General features: G+C 65.4%; 1 protein-coding gene. It reads right to left on the bottom strand.

The features are described 5' to 3' along the window. Window positions 1–163: 163 nt before the first annotated feature. Window positions 164–355: toxin (locus IEV65_RS15285; RefSeq protein ID WP_188432343.1), on the bottom strand; the 192-nt coding region annotated here is incomplete at its 5' end.

Genomic DNA, 355 nt, shown 5'->3' on the forward strand with positions numbered 1-355 from the left:
ACCGCCTGACAACCCCTGCCGAAGGAGCACAGCGCTACACCACTACCCGGGACTTGACCCCGCTCAGTCTCGGCATGGATTCGCCGAGCCGTCGAGCACGAGCTGTCCCGCCCCGCCTGAATCACCCTGTAGCAAGCGACCGGCGGCAGAAACGCGTGTTTGATCAGGGCAGAAGATCCCAGTACTGACGGCGAGCCGGCATCGCATGAATGACCATCTCTTCGCCGCTGCTGAAGATCAGGACCACGGTCTCCAGGAGCCGCGCCTGAGTGTCGAAGCCGAGCCGCAGCTCGCGGTGCGGCCATTCCTCGTCCTCGAGCGGCTCGATCCACAACGCCAGGTCCGCGGCCTGCGT

The sequence above is a fragment of the Ornithinimicrobium tianjinense genome, from assembly GCF_014636495.1.
GTDB classification, from domain to species: domain Bacteria; phylum Actinomycetota; class Actinomycetes; order Actinomycetales; family Dermatophilaceae; genus Ornithinicoccus; species Ornithinicoccus tianjinensis.